The organism is Gloeocapsopsis crepidinum LEGE 06123, from assembly GCF_015207655.1.
GTDB lineage: Bacteria > Cyanobacteriota > Cyanobacteriia > Cyanobacteriales > Chroococcidiopsidaceae > Gloeocapsopsis > Gloeocapsopsis crepidinum.
This window is the reverse complement of the sequence record NZ_JADEWN010000097.1, coordinates 1-15,711: the sequence shown is the minus strand read 5'-3', so window position 1 is coordinate 15,711 and position 15,711 is coordinate 1. Positions and strand designations below refer to the sequence as shown.

The 15,711-nt window shown below is 43.5% G+C and carries 16 protein-coding genes and 1 pseudogene; 6 read left to right on the top strand and 11 right to left on the bottom strand.

The features are described from left to right. Positions 1 to 166 precede the first annotated feature (166 nt). From IQ230_RS28045 to IQ230_RS24685, 3 genes are read right to left on the bottom strand one after another with little or no spacing between them, the layout of a single operon-like run. Entirely contained in the window at positions 167 to 358 is a 192-nt protein-coding gene (locus tag IQ230_RS28045) for a peptidoglycan-binding domain-containing protein (RefSeq protein ID WP_193934863.1), read from the bottom strand. Then, complete coding sequence (locus IQ230_RS24690) at positions 342 to 719, bottom strand: hypothetical protein (protein WP_193934862.1); 378 nt, start codon at positions 717 to 719, stop codon at positions 342 to 344. Before IQ230_RS24690 ends, IQ230_RS28045 begins: the two co-directional genes overlap by 17 nt. Positions 720 to 756: 37 nt before the next feature. Continuing rightward, positions 757 to 900 carry a M15 family metallopeptidase domain-containing protein gene (locus IQ230_RS24685; RefSeq protein WP_193934861.1) on the bottom strand — a complete coding sequence of 48 codons (144 nt, stop codon included), beginning with the start codon at positions 898 to 900 and terminating at the stop codon, positions 757 to 759. Positions 901 to 1,174: 274 nt separating this feature from the next. Here IQ230_RS24685 and IQ230_RS24675 point away from each other — a divergent pair, with 274 nt between their 5' ends. Both IQ230_RS24675 and fba read left to right on the top strand, forming a co-directional pair. Continuing rightward, positions 1,175 to 1,366: a hypothetical protein gene (locus IQ230_RS24675; RefSeq protein WP_193934859.1), complete on the top strand. Its 192-nt coding sequence runs from the start codon at positions 1,175 to 1,177 to the stop codon at positions 1,364 to 1,366. A 310-nt stretch (positions 1,367 to 1,676) separates the two neighbouring features. Further along, positions 1,677 to 2,756, top strand: coding sequence for a class II fructose-bisphosphate aldolase (fba, locus tag IQ230_RS24670; RefSeq protein WP_193934858.1), 1,080 nt, complete (start codon positions 1,677 to 1,679; stop codon positions 2,754 to 2,756). A gap of 105 nt (positions 2,757 to 2,861) precedes the next feature. Here fba and IQ230_RS24665 read toward each other — a convergent pair whose 3' ends face one another. From IQ230_RS24665 to IQ230_RS24650, 4 genes are all read right to left on the bottom strand, one after another. Then, positions 2,862 to 3,287 (bottom strand): sulfocyanin-like copper-binding protein, encoded by a 426-nt coding sequence (locus tag IQ230_RS24665; RefSeq protein WP_193934857.1) that lies wholly within the window; start codon positions 3,285 to 3,287, stop codon positions 2,862 to 2,864. A 108-nt stretch (positions 3,288 to 3,395) separates the two neighbouring features. Further along, positions 3,396 to 4,208 carry a carbon-nitrogen hydrolase family protein gene (locus IQ230_RS24660; protein ID WP_193934856.1) on the bottom strand — a complete coding sequence of 271 codons (813 nt, stop codon included), beginning with the start codon at positions 4,206 to 4,208 and terminating at the stop codon, positions 3,396 to 3,398. 170 nt (positions 4,209 to 4,378) lie between these two features. Continuing rightward, positions 4,379 to 6,517, bottom strand: coding sequence for a glycine--tRNA ligase subunit beta (gene glyS, locus IQ230_RS24655; RefSeq protein ID WP_193934855.1), 2,139 nt, complete (start codon positions 6,515 to 6,517; stop codon positions 4,379 to 4,381). A 35-nt stretch (positions 6,518 to 6,552) separates the two neighbouring features. Continuing rightward, the gene (locus tag IQ230_RS24650) at positions 6,553 to 6,702 is read right to left on the bottom strand and encodes a hypothetical protein (RefSeq protein WP_193934854.1); all 150 of its coding nucleotides are present in this window, start codon (positions 6,700 to 6,702) and stop codon (positions 6,553 to 6,555) included. Positions 6,703 to 6,739: 37 nt separating this feature from the next. On the opposite strand from IQ230_RS24650, the gene aspS reads away from it, so the two are divergent. Continuing rightward, positions 6,740 to 8,527 carry an aspartate--tRNA ligase gene (gene aspS / locus IQ230_RS24645; RefSeq protein ID WP_193934853.1) on the top strand — a complete coding sequence of 596 codons (1,788 nt, stop codon included), beginning with the start codon at positions 6,740 to 6,742 and terminating at the stop codon, positions 8,525 to 8,527. Between the two features lie 69 nt (positions 8,528 to 8,596). Here aspS and IQ230_RS24640 read toward each other — a convergent pair whose 3' ends face one another. Then, entirely contained in the window at positions 8,597 to 9,520 is a 924-nt protein-coding gene (locus IQ230_RS24640; protein WP_193934852.1) for an S-layer homology domain-containing protein, read from the bottom strand. A gap of 446 nt (positions 9,521 to 9,966) precedes the next feature. Between IQ230_RS24640 and IQ230_RS24635 the strand changes: the two genes are divergently transcribed. Beyond that, complete coding sequence (locus tag IQ230_RS24635) at positions 9,967 to 10,857, top strand: DUF2382 domain-containing protein (protein WP_193934851.1); 891 nt, start codon at positions 9,967 to 9,969, stop codon at positions 10,855 to 10,857. Between the two features lie 113 nt (positions 10,858 to 10,970). Here the strand turns inward: IQ230_RS24635 and IQ230_RS24630 are convergent, their stop codons facing one another. Both IQ230_RS24630 and IQ230_RS24625 read right to left on the bottom strand, forming a co-directional pair. Further along, complete coding sequence (locus IQ230_RS24630) at positions 10,971 to 11,549, bottom strand: thioredoxin family protein (protein ID WP_193934850.1); 579 nt, start codon at positions 11,547 to 11,549, stop codon at positions 10,971 to 10,973. Between the two features lie 100 nt (positions 11,550 to 11,649). Next, positions 11,650 to 13,116, bottom strand: a complete 1,467-nt coding sequence (locus tag IQ230_RS24625; RefSeq protein ID WP_193934849.1) for an amidase — start codon at positions 13,114 to 13,116, stop codon at positions 11,650 to 11,652. A 473-nt stretch (positions 13,117 to 13,589) separates the two neighbouring features. On the opposite strand from IQ230_RS24625, the gene IQ230_RS24620 reads away from it, so the two are divergent. Together IQ230_RS24620 and IQ230_RS24615 are read left to right on the top strand one after the other, a co-directional pair. Further along, positions 13,590 to 14,405 (top strand): potassium channel family protein, encoded by an 816-nt coding sequence (locus tag IQ230_RS24620; protein ID WP_193934848.1) that lies wholly within the window; start codon positions 13,590 to 13,592, stop codon positions 14,403 to 14,405. Between the two features lie 27 nt (positions 14,406 to 14,432). Beyond that, entirely contained in the window at positions 14,433 to 15,011 is a 579-nt protein-coding gene (locus tag IQ230_RS24615) for a metallophosphoesterase (RefSeq protein WP_407646712.1), read from the top strand. Between the two features lie 175 nt (positions 15,012 to 15,186). Here the strand turns inward: IQ230_RS24615 and IQ230_RS24610 are convergent. Then, positions 15,187 to 15,579, bottom strand: a pseudogene (locus IQ230_RS24610) (AI-2E family transporter); the annotation flags it as partial. Positions 15,580 to 15,711 lie beyond the last annotated feature (132 nt).

The window sequence follows — 15,711 nt, the reverse complement described above, 5'->3', positions numbered from 1 at the left end:
AGATTTAAATGAAATCGAGCATTATTGGTTTCCGATTAAAAATCGAGTGCGAAAATCTCAAGGGACAATAGAAGACTTTCGTGAACAAGTAGATACATCTGTTCGTTTAGCGTCCTAACCTATACTTTTCTTGCTATAATACCAATGTTTTTCTATGTAATATATCTTATCTCTTCTTGCGCGCGTAAGAAAGAAAAGAAAAAAAACAATAGAGAGAAGCACTTATTTTTGACAATCCCAGTGCTTTTCGAGTTGCCATCCCGACAACGCCGTCGTCAACTAACCCATTCTGAAGCTGGAATAGCTTCACCACGGCAAATGTGGCTTTACCAAAATCCCCATCACAAACAATATTCATCCCATGTTTCTTCGGTGCGGTTTGCAGCGTAAGGACATCCCCCCTTCATCTCCAAATCGCAGTGATGCGATCTGAGGGCTGCGAGCGCCAGGAAGGGCGATTGTCGGCTTAGATGGATCGCCTCTGCAATGCCAAAGCCGCTTACTAGCGTCTGCATTAGCGCCCGCTGCGTGGCTTGCCCAAATACACCATCTTCTGCCAGTTGATCGCTGCGATTGTTGCAGTTGTAGAGCTGTTGAAATGCCAGCGTGGATAGATGCCTCATGTCCTTACAGCCACTACCTTCAAAATAGAAGTGCATCAGGTCAAAGCTACCAATCCAATCGAACCCGTTTCTCTCTAAATACAACTTCCACCCCATTGCATCCTCAACATCAAGCGCCAGCGCCGTGTTGTGATTACTGCTTACCTGGCACGGCTGCCACGCGAACCCCGCAGCGCCGCTGTTGATATTGGGCATAAAGAATCGCTTGCTGTGCCAAGGTGCGATAAGCACTGTTGATCTTCATCTTCACCCCGCGCAGCACGATCGCCTTTTTCAAAAAGCTTAAGGGAGAGCGATCTGCTCTCCCACCCAACAGTGAATTGACCGTAGTTGATGAAATGACCGATCAGGAGGTAAAGACAGTCATTCTGGGACTACAAGAGCGACACAATAGCGCCACAGATCTACTAGAGGCTGTAGTCATTGAAATGCGATCAGAGGGACAGAGTGATAGTTAGACCAGATAGCGCAGCCTTCCCCTATCTGGATGGAGAGAGAATGACTTATCCATTGCAGAAGTAGGATTAACCAAGCGGGAGCTATTCGCAGCAATGGCACTACAGGGATTACTAGCTAATCCAGAGCATAGGGAAGTAGACCGCAACAATCACGCTATGGCTGAAGATGCTGTGAGAATGGCAAATGCTCTAGTTTGGGCATTGGAGCAGCGATCAGCATCAGGGAGTAGGGGCGATCGCCCTCCGATTTATCTACTGCTTGAGTGCTTCAAGGATGAATTATAGGATGTTACAGAAAGAGCAATCGCGTAGCGATCTTGTATCAACCTTAAACTTGTATAGCAATGATCAGTATGGTTAGGACATGATAGAGGCTTATACTCCTTGCTCCAACTAAATCTGCCTTCTGCCTTCTCCTTCTGCTTTATAAATTTTCTCTCCTTAAGCTAGGTTAGGGAGAATTACCAGAAATAAGAATCAGAAAGTATTCTCTGAATATAATTGCTTATAAGTTAAAAATTATCTTAAGATTAGCGTAAGAATTACGCTTGTTTTAAGACGACTAGCTGACTATCAAAATTTAGGAGGACTATCTATGGCGCTCGTACCAATGCGGCTGCTGTTGGATCACGCGGCTGAAAACGGTTACGGCATTCCAGCTTTCAACGTGAACAACATGGAGCAGATCCAGGCAATTATGCAGGCTGCTAAAGAAACAGATAGCCCCGTGATCTTACAAGCTTCTCGTGGCGCACGTAAATATGCTGGTGAGAACTTCTTGCGTCACTTGATTCTAGCAGCAGTAGAAACTTATCCTTACATTCCCATTGCCATGCACCAAGATCATGGTAATGAGCCAGCAACTTGCTACTCTGCAATGAAAAATGGCTTTACCAGCGTTATGATGGACGGTTCGCTGGAAGCAGATGCTAAAACTCCGGCAAGCTACGAGTATAACGTCAATGTTACCCGTGAAGTCGTGAAAGTCGCTCACGCGATCGGTGTCAGCGTTGAAGGCGAACTCGGTTGTTTGGGTTCCTTAGAAACTGGTATGGGCGAAGCAGAGGATGGTCATGGTTTCGAGGGTAAACTCGACCACTCTCAACTGTTAACTGATCCTGACCAAGCTGTTGATTTTGTTGAGCAAACTCAAGTTGATGCATTGGCTGTAGCGATCGGTACTAGCCACGGGGCTTACAAGTTTACTCGTAAACCTACTGGGGAGATTTTAGCAATCAGCCGCATTGAAGAAATTCACCGTCGCCTACCAAATACTCACTTGGTAATGCATGGTTCTTCTTCAGTACCTGAAGATTTGCTAGAACTGATTAATAAGTACGGCGGTGCTATTCCTGAAACCTACGGTGTACCTGTAGAAGAAATTCAAAAAGGTATTAAGAGTGGTGTGCGTAAGGTAAATATCGACACCGACAACCGTTTAGCAATTACCGCAGCAGTGCGCGAAGCTTTGGCAGCAGATCCTAAGGAGTTTGACCCCCGTCACTTCCTCAAGCCTTCGATTAAGTATATGCAGAAGGTTTGTGCAGACCGCTATCAACAGTTTGAGGCTGCTGGTCAAGGTAGCAAGATCAAGCAAATTTCTCAGGATGAGTTTGCAGCCAAGTATGCTAAAGGTGAATTGAATGCTGTAACTAAGAAGGCAGTTTCTGTGTAAGAGATTTCATTGAGTTTGGGGCGGGTAGTCGTAGGGCTACCCGTTTTTTTTACGTAGACGCGCAGCGGCGAGAACACAGAAAGAGGAGTAGAGAAGTTTGGTTTTTTACATAACGATAAGTTCGGCTTTCATTCCAGCTTGAAAGTGTCCTGGAATGTTGCATTCGATGAGGTATCTTCCAGGTTCGAGATGGGTGAGGAGTGTTGCCGTTGCACCACTGGGTAGGTCTTCAGCTTCGATTTCATCAATTTTCTCTCCGACTTTTTTGCGATCGAGTCGGTTGTCTTTTATGGGCATTTGAGCGAGTGGTAAATCAGTTTTGATGATTTCCATTTCGTGAGGAAGTTGACCTTGGTTGTAAGCAATGAATTCAACTTCGCCAGCAGATACAGTGCTGGGCGACAATTCAATTGCCATCTCAGTTTCGATAACTTTGACTTGGGTTACTGTTTGGGCAGCGATCGCATCTTGATCAACACCAATAATCAAAACAAGTAAAAATGTCCCAATCAGCAAGATTCTTCTCAGCATTTTCAACTTTGCACCTTCAGAAATACACTCGATGATTATCTAAATTCTAGAATCGAATGCGATCGCATAAGAGCGCTGCGGTACGGGTTAAGGCTGCCCCTTTTGCCTCTACAAAAACACACTATGTTGCAGTGATGGCATTTGTCTGCGGACTTGTTCTAAACGTGTTGGATTAATTTCGGCGATCGCGACTCCTGGTGAATTGCCTGCGTCGGATAAGATAACTCCCCAAGGATCGACGATCATCGCGTGACCGTGAGATTGACGTAAGGCATAGTGCTGTCCTGTTTGAGCAGGAGCGATAATGTAGCAGGTATTCTCGATGGCTCGTGCTTGGAGTAGTACTTGCCAGTGGTCTTTGCCAGTGTATGCAGTAAAGGCAGCGGGAACAAAGAGAATATCCGCACCTTTGAGTGCCATGTGGCGGTAAAGTTCGGGAAATCGTACGTCATAGCACACTGAGAGTCCGAGATTACCAAGATCTTTAGAAGAGTAAACTGGCGGGAGTTGATTTCCGGCCATGACTGTACTTGATTCGCGGTAAGTATTGCCGTCAGGTAAGTTGACATCAAATAAGTGGACTTTGTGATAGCGCGAGAGTTCTTGACCGCTAGGATCGATCAGTAGGGCAGTGTTGTAAACTTTTGTGCTATCTACAGGTACCGGAAACCCGCCCCCAAGGATGGTGACTTGGAAGCGTTGCGCCATTGTTTTGAGGAACTTTTCACTTTTTTGGGCGATCGCACTTGCTTGGGCAATCTTACCTGCTTCTTCTCCCAAGTAAGAAAAGTTTTCTGGCAAGCTTACTAACTTGGCACCTTGACGCACGGCAAGTTCAATTAATTCTTCTGCTTGAACTAAATTTTTCTCTAGGTTTGGCAGGCTTGTCATCTGGATTGCGGCGGCAAGATAAGGCTTCATGGATCGGTAAACTAATAAAAGTTGAGTAGAAGATAATAGAGGAGCAGAAAAGCAGAAGAGCAGAGGAGAAATTATTTGTCATCCCCACTTTAGTGAAATAGTATTACATCACATTTGGCATTTTACCTTTAATCCTTCTAGTGATTTTTAAAATTTAGTGCTTGTTAAAGCTAGTTTTTGACAATTGCACCAAAATCTGCCAAAACGCGAGCATGATTGCGTAATAGTCCCAATAAATTCAAACGATTTCGCCTAATCTCTGGATCGGAATCCATAACTAAAACACTATCTGCTCCATCAAAAAAACTACTGACTTTTGGAGCAATTTCTGCTAATGCTGTTATCAATTGTTGATAATCACGCGAAGCACGGGCAGCAATTGTTTTTGGTTCGAGTTGTACCAAGGCATCATAAAATGCTTGTTCGGATGATTTTTGAAATAGTGCTTGATTTATCAATTGTGGATGTAGTTCTGTCGTATTTAAATCTCCTTGTGCTGCTAAGCGAGTTGAACGATTCACAGTATCGTAGACTTTTTCTAGCTCGCCATTATTACGAATTGATTGTAAAAAGAAAGCGCGATCGCGTACGTCTAATAAATCTTGCAGTGCTCGTATTTTATAATCAGAATCATTGTCTCCTACAACGGCATTCACTAAATCATAATCAATCATTTCTTCTTGTAATTGACTGCGCAGGCGTTGTAGAAAGAATTCTTGTAATTGGTGTAGTAGGTTTAACTGCGTTGGATGTGCAGCAACAAAATCTGTCGCTACTTGCTCTAAGAGTCGCTGTAAATTAATTTGTAAATTGGCACTCCAGGTAATATTAATTATTGCATTAGCGGCACGTCTTAAAGCAAAAGGATCAGATGAACCTGTCGGGATCATTCCTAATCCAAAAATACTGACTAAAGTGTCGAGTCGGTCAGCCAAACCGACGACTTGACCTGTAATTGTCCTTGGTAGGCGATCGCTAGCACTTCTTGGTAAGTAATGTTCAAAAATTGCAGTGGCTACAGCTTCAGGTTCGCCACTTGCTAAAGCATACTTTTGCCCCATGACTCCCTGAAGTTCGGGAAACTCATACACTATTTGTGTTACTAAGTCAGCTTTGCATAATAATGCAGCACGTTGAATCAAGTTACTGTTATCTTTTGGTAGCTGTAATTGTGCACAAATCAGTTCGGCAACTTTGCTGACTCGCGCAACTTTATCGCGAACTGAACCCAATTCTTCTTGAAAAGTCACAGTTTCTAGTTGTGGCAAATAGCTTTCTAACGGTCTTGATAAATCAGTTTTATAGAAAAATTGACCATCAGCTAATCGAGCGCGAATAACTCGTGCATTACCCGCTGCAATAATATCTGATTTTGCTGGATCTCCATTAGAAATTGTAATGAAATATGGTAAAAGCTCTTCAAAATTATTACTTTTAAATACAGGAAAATATCGCTGCTGAGTTACCATAACTGTTGTAATGACTTCCGCAGGCAAGTTTAAGAATTCTTCATCAAAATTACCAACAACGGCACTAGGAAATTCTACTAAATTTGTGACTTCTGTCAGCAAATCTGGATAAATTGGCGTACTGCCATTGACTTTTTGGGCAGCAGCTTGTATCTGTTCTTGAATTTTATTTTGTCGCTGCTGTGGGTTGACTTCAACAAAAGCTCGCTGTAATATATCTACATAGTTATTAGGGTGGGTAACTATTACCTTTCCTGGAGATAAAACGCGATGTCCGAGACTAAAGCGATCGCTCTTAAGCGTCTTTGAACCATTCTCTAACTCCACAGACAATACAGCATCATCAAGTAAAGTTATTAGCCAGACAAGCGGTCGTGCAAACCGCAGATCGCCGTCACCCCATCGCATCAAGCGTTTCCCTTCTAGCCCTGTAATCCACTGCGGTACTAGTTCTGTCAGTAGTTCAGCAGTAGGTCTTCCAGGAAAACTTTGCTGTATAAAGACAAAATCTCCTTTATCCGTAGCGCGAATTTCTAATGCTTCAAGGGCAACCCCCTGCTTTCTGGCAAATCCCGTTGCAGCCTTCGTTGGTTGTCCGTCTTTAAACGCTGCCTGTGCTGGTGGACCTTTAATTTCTTCTTCACGATCCGGTTGTTTATCAGGTAATCCCTGAATGACAATAGCCAACCGCCGAGGAGTCCCATAAACGTCAATTGAACTTGCCGATAAACTATGTTCCTGCAAACTTTGAGGAATCCGCAATCGCCATTGGTGAATCGCACCTGCAACAAAATCTGCAGGTAATTCCTCTGTGCCAACTTCCAATAAAAAACTAGGCATAAAAAATAAACTACATACATTCCAGTTTCAACAGTTTATCGCGCCACTGAATTCCACAAAACTCCTCTTCCTCTTTCCTCTGTACCGAAGTTCGGTTCGTTAAACACATTCATTTCATAGTAAAATGTCAAGATCTGTGCCCGTTCCCACAAACGGATATTAGATAATAAAAACTTGACGATCACCCTATTCAATCCCCAGCAAGATCAACAAACAGCAACTATGCGAACTCACTATTGCGGCGAACTGCGTTCCTCAAGTATTGGAGAAACTGTCACCCTGAATGGCTGGGTAGACCGTCGCCGCGATCACGGAGGCGTGATATTTTTAGATTTACGCGATCGCACGGGAATTGTGCAAATTGTTAGCGATCCGCAACGTACACCAGGATCGTACGCATACGCCGACGCACTCCGAAACGAATACGTTGTTCAAATTACCGGAAGAGTCACCCAGCGTCCACCCGAATCGCTCAACCCGCGCCTACCTACAGGTGAAATCGAGATTTACGCCGACGAAATTCAACTTCTCAATGCTGTCCACAAACAATTACCCTTTCAAGTTGCCACGGCTGATACAGAGACAGTTCGCGAAGACTTACGGCTGAAGTACCGCTATTTAGACATCCGCACTAGTCGCATGAGTCGTAATTTGCAGTTGCGTCACCAAGTCGTCAAAGCAATCCGGCGTTACTTAGAAGATGAATATAACTTTATTGAAGTTGAAACGCCAATTCTGACGCGTTCTACACCCGAAGGCGCAAGAGATTACCTTGTTCCCAGCCGCGTCAATCCAAGTGAGTGGTTTGCATTGCCGCAGTCACCGCAGTTATTTAAACAATTGCTGATGGTGTCGGGTTGCGATCGCTACTATCAAATCGCCCGCTGTTTTCGCGATGAAGACTTGCGTGCCGACAGACAACCAGAGTTTACGCAATTAGACATGGAAATGAGTTTCATGTCGCAAGCCGAAATTCTCGAACTGAACGAAGGTTTAGTTTGTCATATCTTCAAAGCCGTTAAAGGCATCGAACTACCACGTCCTTTCCCGCGTCTAACGTGGGTAGAGGCAATAGAACGTTACGGTAGCGATAAACCTGATACGCGCTTTGGTTTGGAACTTGTTAATGTTTCTGATTTAGTTAAAAATTCAGGGTTCAAAGTCTTTGGGAGTGCGATCGCGGCAGGTGGTACTGTCAAAGTGCTACCAATTCCTCACGGTAACAATATCATTTCCAATGTCCGAATTAAACCTGGCGGCGATCTATTCAAAGAAGCTGCGGAAGCTGGTGCTAAAGGCTTAGCTTACATTCGCGTGCGCGATGACGGTGAAATTGACACAATTGGCGCAATTAAAGACAATCTCACTGCTGAACAAAAGCAAGAATTATTGCAGCGTACAGGTGCAACAGCAGGGCACTTGTTACTTTTTGGTGCTGGTGATACTGCAACCGTTAATAAAACTTTAGATCGATTGCGACAAGTCATTGGACGCGAATTAGGGCTAATTGACCCTGATAAAATTAACTTACTGTGGGTAACAGATTTTCCAATGTTTGAGTGGAACGCTGAAGAAAAGCGTTTAGAAGCACTCCATCACCCATTTACCGCACCGCATCCTGATGATTTACACGATCTTAAAACCGCCCGCGCCCAAGCGTATGATTTGGTATTAAATGGTGTCGAAGTTGGTGGTGGAAGTTTGCGGATTTATCAACGCGAAATTCAAGAACAAGTTTTTGCTGCGATTGGGCTTTCGCAAGCGCAAGCACAAAATAAATTTGGCTTTCTTTTAGAAGCGTTTGAGTATGGGACACCACCACATGGCGGAATTGCTTACGGTTTAGATCGTTTAGTAATGTTGCTTGCTGGCGAAGAGTCGATTCGTGATGTGATAGCGTTTCCAAAGACACAACAGGCGCGGTGTTTGTTAACCGATGCACCTTCGAGTGTAGACGATAAGCAATTGAAAGAATTGCAGGTTGTCTCAACGTATAAGCCTAAAGCTTAGTTCGAGTCGTTAGCAATTGAACAAAAGCTAACAGCTAATTGCCAATTGCTAATTGCTACTAGTATACCGTTACTGATTTTCAGTGTTGGAACGACCGACAATATAGTTTGTCGCTTCTACATTTGGAGTTAGTGGCTCAATTCTACCTAGACGAACTAAAGCTTGATGAATCCATGCAGCTGCGCTAGCGCGACTTAGCGGTTCAGTAGGATTCAAAACACGCACATTCGGATAATTAACAACAATGTTAGCTTCAGTTGCTTGCGCCACCTCTTCTACTGCATTTGAAGGAATTTGTGCAGCGTCAGTGTAGTAATTGCTGACAATTTCAGATGGTGGGCGGCTAACTGCAGCTTGAGTCTCAGATGATGTTGTAGTTTCAGGAGGAGTAGCTTGTGCAGGTGCGACTTGACTCACTGCACTAAATACAGGTTGCATCAAAGATGCGATCGCAAATGGAATTGAGCCTCTTCTGGCGCGGCGAGTCGCTGGCGTTGTTTGCCCTGGAGTTGTTTGTGGTGCTGCAGTTGCTGTTTGTGCGGGTACTAAATTCAATCCCCGCATTAGAATAACTAATGCTTCTGCTCGTTCAATTTCCTCTTCAGGTAAAAAATTGTTATTCTCTGTGGCTTGCATAAAGCCTTGTTCGTAAGCTTCTTCAATTGCTGGATTTGCCCAATAACCTTGGGGAACATCATTAAACGTACTCGCACTAGGAATCTCTCTTACTTGTTCGGTACTAAAAGCCTTGCGTACGAGTGCTGCAAATTCATCGCGTTGCACAGCTTGTTCAGGTCTAAATGTACCATCGGGATATCCCGCAATGATGTTTCGTGCTGTTAAAGATTCAATGAAAGGTTGCGCCCAATAATTTTGCGGTACATCAGGAAATGTTGTTTGTGCTGTTGCTGGGGCAATTCTAACTATCGGAGCAACTACAGTTAATCCTAAAGTTAATAAAGCTAGATCTCTTGCTGAAAATGAGCTATACATTCTGGAAAATGCCCTCCTACTCATAGAATTTCTTAATCTAAAAATAACTTTATTGTTATAAAGTCTGCTCTCTCTCTCGATAGAAAGATTTTTATCTTCTTTAAAATATGCTTCAAAAAGAAGTAAAGTTTTTATTTTTATAAGTGTTGTTAAGTTTTTAGTGAGCTTTTGTTAGTTTCATCATTACCTGAAAATCTGCCTTTACATAGATATTTACTCTGTAACTAAAGACTGAATATAAGTTTTTGGAGAAGTTACCCTCTAAGGAAATGATGAGTTTTGTTTGATATTTATGAGTGAATGCCTTGTTTTGACAATGTATTGAATTTAATATATACCTCCTTAAGATAGGAATTTGCATCTACTCTATTTACAACCAAAGAAAGATGGATTAACACGATAACTTTCTAGGCTAGTTATATATGAAATCGTCAGGAGGTTGCATTATGGTTCTTTACAAACTAGAAGACTTTGATTCTGATTACCGCAATAGTTTTGATGACAACGATATTAAAGGATTCGATGTCTATACAGACGTCAATAATGAAAATGTTGGTACTGTCAAAAATATATTGGTAGACGAAGCAGGACACTTTCGTTACTTTGTTGTCGATACAGGCTTTTGGATTTTCGGCAAGGAAGTATTACTACCCGTTGGTCGTGCGCGGATTGACCAAAGTGCAAGAAGAATAGTTGCATCAGGCTTGACTAAAGAACAGGTAGAAGCACTACCAGAATTTAGTGACGATCTACGTGTAGATTACGACTATGAAGAGCGCGTACGAGGAGTTTATCGCCCTCAGGCTGTAGAATCAACTGCACCGTTAGATGCACCTACAGCTACTACAGCAGGTGCTGTTGCTCCTAGAATGGATAGTACGGAATACAACAGAGATACCTACGACTACCAGTACGATGCTGATTTATATGATATGAATCGTCAAGATCAGCAATCGCTCAAACTTTATGAAGAGCGGTTAGTTGCAAACAAGACTCGCAGAAAAGCAGGGGAAGTATCGGTTGGTAAAAAGGTTGAAACAGAAACCGCTCAAGTTTCCATTCCAGTAGAGAAAGAAAAAGTTGTCGTTGAACGCACTACTCCTACTAACACTAAAGCTGTAGCTTCCCCTGGAACAGATGCTTTCCGAGAAGGTGAAGTTGCACGCGTAGAGTTGCATGAAGAAGCAGCGGATGTTCAAAAAGAAGCTTTTGTGCGTGAAGAAGTAAAAGTGAAGAAAGTGACTGAACAAGATACTGTCAATGCACAAGAGACAATTCGTAAAGAAGAGTTGGATCTAGGTAAATCAGGTAACTTAGACGTTGACAATAGAAGATAGATCGCCTTAGAAGTGTCAGTCCATTTAATTCCTTGAAGCAATAAAAGTAATAAGTCCTTGGTCGAAACCAAGGGCTTTTATTCTATGCTAATTTTCAATAGCTCGGTAAAAGTTTAACTGTAGTAACTCGGTTCGTTGCCAGGTTTCCACTTAATATTGCATCCAATACTAGGTTTTTGATCAGAATTAACAGATTTTCCAGCTAGTAGTGCATCAATTGCTGCCCGTAAATCTTTACCAGTCACTGGTATTCCGTTACTTGGTCGGCTATCATCTAACTGACCGCGATAGACTAACTTTTGATCAGCATCAAATAAAAAGAAATCTGGCGTACAAGCTGCAGTATACGTTTTGGCAACTTCTTGGCTTTCATCAAAGCAGACAGGAAATAGGAACCCAGCTTCTTCAGCCATTGCTTTTAATTGTTCCGGTGCATCATGTGGATATTTATTGATATCGTTAGAGCTAATCGCAATGATTCCTACATTGCTACTAGCATAGTCTTTGCCTAAGCTGGCAAGTTCTGATTTGACATGCTTGACAAACGGACAGTGCTGACAGATAAACATTACCAGCAGAGGCTTTTCAGCGAAACTTGATAGCGAAATTGTCTGTCCAGTCACGACATCGGATAACTCAAAGTTTGGTGCTTGAGTTCCCAACGGTAACATTGTTGAAGCAGTTTTTACCATAATACAGTTACTCCTAGACGTTTTAGCTCTTAAACGGATTTATTGATAAGGGGTTTTGGTTATTTATATCGTAAGGTAAACGCCTCAAGTGCGAATTGTATCAATAACCAAGTGGATGTTGAAAAACACCAATGATTTGGTGCAGGTGTTTTGCGATCGCCAGTAATTTCATCTCGCACCACCTTTGACCGACAATTTGCATTCCGATCGGTAATCCATCTTCAGTTTGTCCAATTGGGATGACAACAACCGGATGACCTGTAAAGCTGAATGGTATTGTATATGCACCTGATGCCATGAGATAGGGAACATTTTTCCCATCAATGTCAATAGCAGTACCTGTCGCACGATGTGTGAATGCGGGTGTCATCGCCACTGGGCATAGTAATGCATCCCACGGTTCGAGTTCGCGATCCATTTGCGCAATTAAGCGATCGCGTGCGGCTAAAGCGGCAAAATAGTTTTTGAGATTTGCGTTGAAAAACGCTGAAAAGCCAATTTTAGCAACGTTACTACGCTGACGTAATCGGCGATCGCCTTGTGTTGCTTCGCGCCACAGCAAAGAAGACGAGTCGCGCACGAAATCAAGATTAAACGGTTGCTGGTGAGGTGAAATATAAGCAGAAAGCGCAAAGTATACTTGCCAAGCCAAGGCAAAATCAAACTTTGGAATCCACTTTTCTACAGCGATCTTAGTATCGGTTAATTTCTCGGCAACGGACTGGAGTGCAGATTTAATTGATTGGGCAACTGGATACAAATCGATTTCGTCTGTCCACGCCAGGCGGAGATTTTGTATATTCGGTGTATCGAGTGGAATCGGTGGGATTTCTGGTTGACGCGGATCAGCCCCAGCAATCAATGAAAAGCACAACCGCAGATCTGCAATCGAACGCGCAATTGGACCTACTACTAGCATTTGGCGAATGCATCGCGGTGTTCCTGGAACTTCGGGGATGTGACCTGCGGTAGGTACTCGGCGATCCGTTGGTTTGAGTCCAAAGACACCGCAAAAATGCGACGGTTGACGAATTGAACCGGCAATATCACTTCCTAGATCGAGCGGTGAAAGTCCTGCTGCGATCGCCGCCGCAGTTCCGCCAGAACTTCCGCCAGGAGTGTAGTTCACATTCCAAGGATTATTCGCACGAGGGAACAAATCGTTTGTACTTTGATAATCGCCTGCAAGTTTTGCAGGGTTCGTTTTACCGATAACGATCGCGCCAGCCGCACATAGTCGCGCGACAGCGGTTGCATCGTGTTGTGGAACGTAGTTTTTCAATCGTTTATAGCCAGCGGTGGTAGGAAGTCCAGCCGTTTCTAAGCAGTCTTTGATTGTGATGGGTACGCCATGCAAAACACCCCAGTCTTCACCGCGTGCGAGGGCTTGATCCGCAAGTTTGGCGCGATCGCGGGCGCGTTCATCCAGAGTACAAATCGCGTTGAGTTGACTGTTATGCTTGACAATTTGATTTATATATGCATCAAACACTTCAACTGCTGAAACTGTTCGCTGACGGATCGCGTGCGCCAGCTGATGCGCAGGTGTAAAAACAAGATCGCTCATAGACAGTTACCCTTGACCAGGCACTCGTGTTGCACGAGAGTTGAGTTTACCGATAGAAACACCAAGCTTGTCTTGTGCCGCCTGAACTGCATTTGCAGTGTTGAAACGTGCAGAAGCTTTTAGCGTGCATACCAAAGTAGAAAGCGCTGTATCCAGTTGAGCGGTTAAAACATGGTCGCCAAGTGCTGATATGATGCAGAGTATTAAGCTTTCTGCTCACTTTAAAAATATCCCCCAAATACGGTGCGTTTTTAAATTATTACCTCTATTACTAAGCTTGCTTTACTTGGCTAACTGATCTGCTGTAGATTGCACTTTATTCATAATGTTCGGGTGCAGATAGGAGTCTATAGTCCTAAAAATGTCATTCGTTCGCTAGATATTTTCGTTGTGTTGGTAAGTGTTAATTTGATTGGTGCTCAATAAGTAGAAGGCGCTACTTCCTTTAATGGAAGTGCGAAATATGGAAGAACATGAGTAACCTAAATACTCCTGAAAAACAGATCGTCAATCAAGAGCGACGCGAGGTTCTCGAACAGCTAGAAGAATGGATGGAAACGCCAATGCTGGTGTTAGCCTTAGTTTGGCTATTGCTATTTATTATCGAGTTGACTTGGAGTTTGAGTCCTCTACTCGAAGTCCTTAGCACCGTTATTTGGATAGTTTTTATTCTAGAATTCCTACTCAAATTCACTCTAGCGCCTCGCAAATTCACTTATCTCAAGAATAATTGGGTAACGGCGATCGCCCTTGTATTACCAGCTTTGCGTATTTTCCGAATTACTCGTGTTTTAAGAATCTTAGGTACCGCACGCGCCAGCCGTGGCGTTCAGTTATTCCGCGTGCTGACACGGACTAATCGAGGTATGCGATCGCTTCGTGCGAGCTTAGGTCGTCGTGGCTTTGGCTATGTTGTAGGATTAACACTCATTATTAACCTAGTCGGAGCAGCTGGGATGTATGCATTTGAACGCAATACTTCAGAAGGAAGTCTAAACGACTACGGTACGGCACTCTGGTGGACGGCGATGTTGATGACTACCCTGGGATCGGAGTACTGGCCGCAAACTCCAGAAGGACGGGTGCTTTGCTTCATTTTAGCGTTGTACGCTTTTACTGTATTCGGCTATTTGACAGCCACAATCGCTACATTCTTTTTAGGTCGCGATGCAGAAAATGACGAAGCAGAGATCGCAGGCGAGAAATCTATCAAAGCTCTCCATGCCGAAATTACAGCATTACGTGCTGATATTCAATTGTTGTCCCGCTCGAATATTGAGAGGGAGTAAATTAATCAGTCCGAACGCCCCGCTGCAGTGTTGATTAGTGGTGACTTTATTGATAAGCCAGGTGAAAATCAAACTCAAGAGATCGACAAAGTAATTGAATTGGTTAGCCCTTTACCAAAAGCTGGCATCCCTACTTATGCTGTACTTGGCAATCATGACTATAGGCTAGCAATGGGGGGAAAGAATCAGCAGTTAGCCGCGCAATTACATCAGGGTTTAGAAGCTGCGGGCGTGCAAGTGCTAAAGAATGAAGCAGTTTCGCTTACCCTACCCGATCAACAGCGATCGCCAGCAAAAACAGAGGAAAACCTTTATTTAGTTGGTATTGGTCCTCACCTTCCCAATGAAGATAAACCAATCGTTGCAATTTCGCAAGTACCAGAAAAAGCTCCCAGGTTAGTGATGATGCATAATCCTGATTCGTTTGCAGCTTTACTGCCTCAGACTGCACCTTTAGCCGTAGCAGGACATACCCACGGCGGACAAATTCGTCTCCTGTTTACGCCGGAATGGTCTTGGCTGGCGTTAACTAGCAAAGATGAAGTTACTGTCGATGGTTGGATTAGCGGGAAATCGGCTTTATGTAAATCGTGGTATTGGTTTTAGTCATATTCCGATTCGGTTGAACTGTCCACCAGAGGTGACGTTGTTTACCTTGCGATCGTCCTCTTAAGCTATATTTTCTAGGTCATTGCAGTAATATCCTACCAACAGCAGCGCCTAATGTAACAGGCAATTCTACAACGACAATTTCTGCTTGGTAAATAAAGTGAAATAGTCTTCAATTAACTGAATCGTCTTTTCCCACTGAAGTTAGCTGAGGACTACTCGCTTCATTTCGCTGCCAGTTGTTCAGCACATCCTTGACTAAAAGCTCCTTCACCCAAACCTGAGTGACAACTAACAATGGTAGAGCCAATAGCAAACCTAAGAAACCAAAGAAACTGGCAAAAATGACTTGGGATGCTAAGGTGATTGCTGGTAGCAAAGAAACCTGTTTCTGCATCACTATAGGTGTAAGCACGTTGCTCTCAATTTGTTGAATTGCAACGAATAGTATCAGTACAGCTAATGCTTTCCAGGGAGCGTCCAGCAGAGCCAGTGCCATTGGTGGAATGACACTCAAAGTGGGTCCAAGATTAGGAATAAATGTTAATAGCCCTGCCAAAATCGCAGTACCTCACATCTTGCACCTATCAGGAAAACCACTAATACATGAATAAGTAGTGTAAGAAAGTGACAGCAGAAGCGGAAATTCGCTTTTGTGGCAGAGAGTAATTCAGAAAACTTGATTTGTAGAGAAATT